7 protein-coding genes are annotated in these 6,644 nt (G+C 63.3%); 3 read left to right on the top strand and 4 right to left on the bottom strand.

The features are described 5' to 3' along the window. Nucleotides 1–638: transcription termination/antitermination protein NusA (nusA, locus tag ACTS2Z_RS10820; protein WP_442573218.1), on the bottom strand; the 638-nt coding region annotated here is incomplete at its 3' end. A gap of 13 nt (nucleotides 639–651) precedes the next feature. After that, nucleotides 652–1,236 carry a ribosome maturation factor RimP gene (gene rimP / locus ACTS2Z_RS10815; RefSeq protein WP_442573217.1) on the bottom strand — a complete coding sequence of 195 codons (585 nt, stop codon included), beginning with the start codon at nucleotides 1,234–1,236 and terminating at the stop codon, nucleotides 652–654. A 174-nt stretch (nucleotides 1,237–1,410) separates the two neighbouring features. Here rimP and thpR point away from each other — a divergent pair, with 174 nt between their 5' ends. Continuing rightward, nucleotides 1,411–1,953, top strand: a complete 543-nt coding sequence (gene thpR / locus ACTS2Z_RS10810) for an RNA 2',3'-cyclic phosphodiesterase (RefSeq protein WP_442573216.1) — start codon at nucleotides 1,411–1,413, stop codon at nucleotides 1,951–1,953. Nucleotides 1,954–1,957: 4 nt separating this feature from the next. On the opposite strand, the gene ACTS2Z_RS10805 is transcribed toward thpR, so the two are convergent. Both ACTS2Z_RS10805 and acs read right to left on the bottom strand, forming a co-directional pair. Next, nucleotides 1,958–2,431 carry a low molecular weight protein-tyrosine-phosphatase gene (locus ACTS2Z_RS10805; protein ID WP_442573215.1) on the bottom strand — a complete coding sequence of 158 codons (474 nt, stop codon included), beginning with the start codon at nucleotides 2,429–2,431 and terminating at the stop codon, nucleotides 1,958–1,960. A gap of 107 nt (nucleotides 2,432–2,538) precedes the next feature. Further along, a complete protein-coding gene (gene acs / locus ACTS2Z_RS10800; protein WP_442573214.1) occupies nucleotides 2,539–4,485 on the bottom strand; it encodes an acetate--CoA ligase in 1,947 nt (648 codons plus the stop codon). Between the two features lie 182 nt (nucleotides 4,486–4,667). Here acs and ACTS2Z_RS10795 point away from each other — a divergent pair, with 182 nt between their 5' ends. Continuing rightward, nucleotides 4,668–5,405 (top strand): creatininase family protein, encoded by a 738-nt coding sequence (locus ACTS2Z_RS10795; RefSeq protein ID WP_442573213.1) that lies wholly within the window; start codon nucleotides 4,668–4,670, stop codon nucleotides 5,403–5,405. A gap of 51 nt (nucleotides 5,406–5,456) precedes the next feature. Then, nucleotides 5,457–6,455: a cation diffusion facilitator family transporter gene (locus ACTS2Z_RS10790; RefSeq protein WP_442573212.1), complete on the top strand. Its 999-nt coding sequence runs from the start codon at nucleotides 5,457–5,459 to the stop codon at nucleotides 6,453–6,455. Nucleotides 6,456–6,644 lie beyond the last annotated feature (189 nt).

Raw genomic sequence — 6,644 nt, 5'->3', positions numbered from 1 at the left:
GCGGCCATGAAGTCCGGGTGCGCGCGGCTGAGGAAGATTTGCGGGCCGCGAACTTCCGGGCGCACATCGTAGATATAGGCGCGCACGCGGTCATTGGGCTGCAGCGCTTCACGCGGGATCGCGTCATTGCGGCGGATAATGCCTTCGGCCTTGCCAAGATCGATGATGGCATTGCCGTATTCCACGCGCTTGACGATGCCGTTGATGATCTCGCCGATGCGGTCCTTGTACTCTTCGTACTGGCGCTCGCGCTCGGCTTCACGGACCTTCTGGGTGATCACCTGCTTGGCGGTCTGGGAGGCCACGCGGCCGAACTCGATCGGCGGCAGCTCTTCCTCGAAAACCGTGCCGATCTCGGCATTGGGATCGAGCTTCTTCGCTTCCGCCAGGCTGATCTCCTGGGAATCGTTCTCCACCTCTTCCACGACCGTGGTGTGGCGGGTTAGCTTCATCTCGCCCGTCTTGGGGTGGATCGAGCAGCGAATGTCCAGCTCGCTGCCATAGCGCGAGCGCGCGGCCTTTTGGATCGCTTCCTCGATGGCGGCGAGCACAAGCGGCTCGTCGATCATCTTTTCCTGGGCGACCGCACGCGCGATCTGAAGAAGTTCCAGCCTGTTGGCGCTGACCCCGATGGCCATGATGAGTATCCTGTTATCTGTTGGTCTTTGTGGGTGTGTCGGCCTGGCTGTCATCAGCCACGCTGTCGGCCCCTTCGGTCCAGACCGGTGCCTCGCCGCCGCGCCCTTTCAGGGACTCGGCGATCAGGGCGTCGGTCAGCACCAGGCGGGCCTCGGCAATCCATTCAAACGGCAGCAGGGCCGTCTCCTCTTCGCCTTCAAGGTCGATGAGGACATTTCCCTCTTCCACCCCGGCAAGAATACCGCGAAAGCGCTTGCGGTTCTCCACCAGGCGGTCGAGCTCTATCTTCGCTTCGAAGCCTTCCCAGCGGGCGAAGTGCGCCAGCGCCGTCAAGGGCCGGTCAATGCCGGGCGAGGAGACCTCAAGCACGTATTCACCCGAAATCGGGTCCTGTGTCTCGAACACGTCAGACAGGGCGCGCGAGAGCCTGGCGCAGTCTTCAACGTCCATCGTGCCATCGGCCTTTTCAGCCATGATCTGGACCGTCTGGCGCTTGCCGGACAGGACGCGGATACGCACGATCTCGAAACCGAGCGCATCTGCGACCGGGTCCGCGAGCGCGGCGACCATTTCGTCCTGACGGTTGCGTGTTCTCAAGAAGTGGGCTCCGAAAAGGCAATGAAAAAGGCGGCCCCCGAAGTGAGCCGCCCGATAGTGCCATCCGGCACATCGAACCTGTTGAGCGCGCTTATACGCCCCTGCCGGGCCAAATGCAACGGGGATGGACGGTTCGCTTGACCCCCTGACCGGAAACATGGCGCACTTTGGCGCATGTCCTTGCGTGTCTTTGCTGCCCTGCCCATTCCGGAAGAAATCGCGATGCGGGTCACGCCGCTCCTGAAAGGCGTGCCCGGCGCGAAATGGCGCCCGGAAGAGAACTTCCACATCACACTCGCCTTCTATGGGGAGTGGTCCGAGGACGTGATCGCCGAGCTGGACCATGAATTGTCGCTGATCCGCGTGGCGCCCTTCGAGCTGCGCCTGAAAGGCACCGGGCATTTCGGCAAGGCCAGCCCCTCCCAGCTCTGGCTGGGCGTCGATGCCGGCGAACCTCTCGAACGCCTTGCCCGCCAGTGCCACAAGGCCGGGACGCGCGCCGGCATGGAGATGGAGCGGCGCAATTTCGTGCCCCACCTGACGGTGGCCTATCTGAACATGGCCGAGATCCAGCGGGTCCAGAAGTTTCAGGAACGCCTGAATTTGTGGACGTCAGAGACGTTTCTGGCTGACCGATTCCATCTCTATTCCAGCCATGCGCGCGGGCGCGGACCCAACGCCTACGAAATCGAGGCGGAATATCCGCTGCTGTACTAGGCCTTCAGATACGGCGGATCAGCCCGTCCACACCCTTCTCGATCAGGTCCAGCGCATTATCGAAGGCGGCATCGTCGCCGTAATAGGGATCAGGCACGTCGCGCCCTGCAAGCCCGACCGACCAGTCCATCAGGAGCGAGACGGGCCGCTCGTCCAGCCTGCGGACATCGCGCGCGGTGACGAGCCAGCGTTTGTGGCCAGCGTCCATGCCGATAATGTGGTCGAAGAGGGAGAAATCCTCATCCGTCACCGCGCGGGCGCGCTGCTCGGCAATATCATAGCCGCGCCGCCGCGCGGCATGGACCGCGCGCGGGTCCGGCGCTTCGCCCGCGTGCCAGTCGCCTGTACCGGCAGAATCGAAAATCATCGCCTTGTTCAGCTTTGCCGCCACGGCTTCGGCCACGCCCTGCGCCATGGGCGAACGGCAGATATTGCCTGTACAGACAAACAATACCGAAACGCTGCGCCGGTTCATCATCTGGCCTTCCCCCTCTCCAAGCCGTCAGGGAGAAAACTAGCGGCAAACCTGTGTGCCTCCAGCCAAAGCGGCAAAAGCGGTTAGCGCGGTCCTAACCAGCTAAAGGCCTAGCCAGACGTGTCCGGCCGCCCGGCAATCAGCGCATCGACCACGCCGGGATCGGCAAGAGTTGAGGTGTCACCCAGCGAGACCAGCTCGTTTTCCGCGATCTTGCGCAGGATACGGCGCATGATCTTGCCCGAGCGCGTTTTCGGCAGGCCTGGCGCAAACTGGATGACGTCCGGGCTTGCTACCGGGCCGATCTCCTTGCGCACCTGATCTTTAAGGGCCTTCTCCAGCGCTTCGCTGGTCTCAACCCCCTCATTCAGGGTGACATAGCACCACACGCCCTGTCCCTTGATGTCGTGCGGATAGCCAACCACGGCAGCTTCCGCGACATCGGCATGGAGCACCAGCGCGCTTTCGATCTCGGCGGTACCCAGCCGGTGGCCGGAGACGTTCAGCACGTCATCGACACGGCCCGTGATCCACCAATAGCCGTCCTCGTCGCGCCGGGCGCCGTCACCGGTGAAGTAATAGCCCGGATAGGTGGAGAAATACGTGTCGAAGAAGCGCTGGTCGTCGCCATAGACGGTGCGCATCTGTCCCGGCCAGGAGCCGAGCAGCACCAGATTACCCTCTGCCGCGCCTTCCGACGGCAGGCGCTTGCCCTCATTGTCCACAAGGGCCGGGCGGACGCCAAACATCGGGAAACCGGCGGAGCCAGGTTTCAGATCATGGGCGCCGGGCAAAGGCGTGATCAGGTGCCCGCCAGTCTCTGTCTGCCACCAGGTGTCCACGATAGGGCAGCGGCCATCGCCCACCGTCTTGTGATACCAGCGCCAGGCTTCCGGATTGATCGGCTCGCCGACCGTGCCGAGCAGGCGCAAGGATGAGCGGTCATGCTTTTCCACCGGGCGATCGCCCAGGCGCATCAGCGCGCGCAAAGCGGTGGGCGCTGTGTAGAAAACCGACACCTTGTGCTTTTCGACCACCTGCCAGAAGCGCGACGCATCCGGCCAGGTCGGCACACCTTCAAACATCAGGCTGGTCGCCCCGTTGGAGAGCGGGCCATAGACGATGTAGGAATGGCCCGTGACCCAGCCAATATCGGCCGTGCACCAGAAAACATCCTCCTCGCGCGCATCAAACGTGAGCGCATGGGTCATCGTCGCCCACAGGAGGTAGCCGCCAGTCGTATGCAGCACGCCCTTGGGCTTACCCGTGGAGCCGGACGTGTAGAGGATGAACATCGGGTCTTCGGCGCCCATCGGCTCAGGCTCGCAATGGGCGTCCACCTGGATGGAGAGGTCGTGATACCAGTAATCGCGCCCTTCCTCCCAGTGCACGGACGCGCCGGTATGTTTGACGCACAGGACAGCCTTCACCCCGGGGGCCGTCTTCAGGGCCGCATCGACATTGTCTTTCAGGGGCACAGCCTTGCCGCCGCGTACGCCCTGGTCGGCGGTGACCACAAACTCGCTGCCGCAATCATTGATGCGTCCCGACAGGGCCTCGGGCGAGAAGCCGCCAAACACGACCGAGTGCACGGCGCCGATCCGGGTGCAGGCGAGCATCGCGAAGACAGCCTGCGGGATCATTGGCATGTAGAGGGTGACGCGGTCGCCCTTCTTCACGCCCAGCATTTTCAGCACATTCGCGAAGCGGCAGACATGGTCGTGCAATTGCCGGTAGGTGATGGAATGGTGATGGGCGGGATGGTCTCCCTCCCAGATCAGGGCCGGCTTGTTGGGCCGTGTCTCGAGATGGCGGTCGATGCAGTTGACCGACACGTTCAGGATGCCGTCCTCGAACCAGCGAATGCGGAAATCGTCTTTCTGGAAGGAGACATCCGAAATTTTTTCCGGATGCCGGATCCATTTCAGGCGTTTGGCTTCCTCGCGCCAGAAGGCGTCCGGTTCAGCGAGTGAACGGGCATATTGTGTGCGGTAACGCTCGCCATTCATGGCCGCGCCCGAAAAGCTGGAAGCTACCGGAATGCGCTCGTCCGACATGGCTGTTCTCCCTCGTTCCGGCGTCTTGGCTGCGCCTCGAATGAAAGACTGGCGGCAGGACGCACTCCGGGCAAGTATCGAGACCATCTGACAGCTTTGTGCGCCCCGCCTCTTGCATGCGCGCCGGGTTTGCGTTGATCTCCGCGGCTTGACCGTCCCTGTTGCGCTGGAGTGGATGAACGATGCAACTGAACACTGCGTCCTGGCCCGAAATCGAAGCCTATCTGAAGACGTCCAAAGGCATCGTCATTCCGATCGGTTCAACCGAACAGCATGGCCCGAACGGGCTGTTGGGCACTGACGCCATCTGTCCGGAAGTGATTGCCAAGGCCGCTGGCGACGAAGCCGGCTTCCTCGTGGGCCCGACCTTCAATGTCGGCTCGGCGCAGCACCATCTGGGCTTTACAGGCACCATCACCCTGCGCCCGACGACGATGATCGCCGCGCTGAATGACTGGATCGACAGCCTGCACCGCCACGGCTTCCGCCGCATTTTCTTCTTCAACGGGCATGGCGGCAATATCACCACCATCGACGCCGCCTTTGTGGAAAGCTATGCGGCCTGGTCACTTGATGGCGAGGCTTGCCCCTACAAGCTCAAGCAGACCTCCTGGTGGATGTTCCCGGAGGTGGCCGATGTCTGCAAGGAGATCTTCCCTGAAGGCGATGGCAGCCATGCCACAGCCTCGGAAGTCGCCGTGACCTATTACGCCTACCCCGAAGCTGTGAAGAACGTGGCCATGAGCCCGAAGATCGCCCCTGACGGGCGCTTCACCGATGCCGCCGACTACCGCAAGGCCTTCCCCGATGGACGGATCGGCTCGGACCCCTCGCAGGCCACCCCTGAAAAAGGCAAGCGCATCGTCGAAGTGGCCAAGAAGGCCCTGATCCGCGACGCGCAGGCCTTTTTCGCCAGCTAGCGCCCTGACGCCCGGCGTGACAGCCGCGCCGGGCGCGCCTATATCGGCGCCATGAACACGCACGCACCCGTTTCACCGGCTGAAGACCTGCCCGGAGCAGGGCCGGGCCGGATGGACCCGGCAGAGTCCCAGCGCATCAACTCGCTGGCAACCGGCCTGTCGGTCAGCGTGGCGCTTGTACTTGTTGCGGCCAAGCTCGCAGGCTGGTTTGCGTCCGGCTCCATCGCACTGCTGGCGAGCTTCTTTGACTCGCTGCTCGACCTTGCAGCGTCCGTGACGGCGTTTCTCGCCGTGCGGTATGCGGCCCGCCCTGCCGATAACGAGCACCGTTTCGGCCACGGCAAGGCAGAAGCCTTCTCCAGCCTGCTTCAGGCCCTGCTGGTAAGTGGATCTGCCGTGTTCTTGTTCTTCGAGGGCACGCAGCGGCTTCTCGACCCCCGGCCCGTCGAGGCCGGAGGCTGGGCGCTTGGGGTCATGGTCCTGTCGCTCGCCCTCACGCTCGGCCTCATCCGGATGCAGACCCTTGTGATCCGGCGCACCGGCTCCATCGCCGTAACGGGCGACCGGGCGCACTATTCGGCTGACCTTCTCTCCAATGTGGCCGTCATGGGCGGTATTGCGCTCGCCGTCTTTGCCGGGCTTGAGCGGGCTGACCCGATACTGGCGCTCTTTGTCGGCGTGCTGCTGGCCAAATCCGCCTTCGATCTGGGCCGGGAATCAGTCAACCAGCTTCTCGACCGGGAACTGCCGGACGCCACGCGCGCGCACATCGAAACCCTGCTGACCGATGACCCGCGCGTGCTCGGCGTGCACGAGCTGCGCACCCGCGCCGCCGGGCCACTCATCCACATCCAGGTCCACATGGACCTCGATCCGTTCCAGACGCTGAAAGAAGCCCATGATGTGGTGGTCGCAGCAGAGATGCGCGTGCTGGAGCACTACCCGGCGGCTGACCTGCTGATTCACTCCGATCCGAAAGGGTATGGCGAGGCGCACGGGCGCGGCTTCTTCGATGCCGATCCCGAGCCGCATGATGGCGGTGCCCGCTGAAAGCGCGCTTAAACTGCGCCGCGAAGCGCACTAGCGTTTTCACCCATGTTCATACTGCATCACTGGCCCCTTGATCCGTGGTCCCGGCAGGCGCGTCTTGCGCTGGCCGAGAAGAAGTGTGTGGTGGAATTGCGCTTCCAGCGCTTCTGGGACCCTGAGGATCATTTCTTCGACCTCAATCCGGCGGGC

Origin of the sequence: Glycocaulis sp., from assembly GCF_052168375.1 — a bacterium.
GTDB lineage: Bacteria > Pseudomonadota > Alphaproteobacteria > Caulobacterales > Maricaulaceae > Glycocaulis.
The sequence above is the reverse complement of the archived record's forward strand: the minus strand, read 5'-3'. Positions and strand labels throughout refer to the sequence as shown.